Annotated in this window: 1 protein-coding gene; it reads right to left on the bottom strand. The window is 64.3% G+C overall.

All coding sequences use genetic code 11. The annotated features are described in order from the left end of the window. On the bottom strand, nucleotides 1-252 hold a 252-nt coding region (locus tag FN960_RS22110; RefSeq protein ID WP_185971164.1), incomplete at both ends, for a class I SAM-dependent methyltransferase.

The following is a 252-nucleotide window of genomic DNA, read 5'->3' as shown; positions in this document are numbered from 1 at the left end:
CGCAGCATCGACTCGTTGATATCGGTCAGCCAGACCTCCCCGCTCGGCCCCGCCTGCTTGGCGAATGCCTTGGACAGGTCGCCCGTGCCGCCGGCGATGTCGAGCACCTTGAAACCGGGACGCACGCCCGCCTGGGCGATGGTGAAGGTCTTCCAGAGGCGATGCAGGCCGCCGGACATCAGGTCGTTCATCACGTCGTACTTCGAGGCGACGGAATGGAAAACCTTGGCGACTTCGTGGACCTTCTCGTCC

The organism is Alkalicoccobacillus porphyridii (assembly GCF_007293315.1).
GTDB classification, from domain to species: domain Bacteria; phylum Bacillota; class Bacilli; order Bacillales; family Bacillaceae_D; genus Alkalicoccobacillus; species Alkalicoccobacillus porphyridii.
This window is presented reverse-complemented; position numbering and strand designations above follow the sequence as displayed.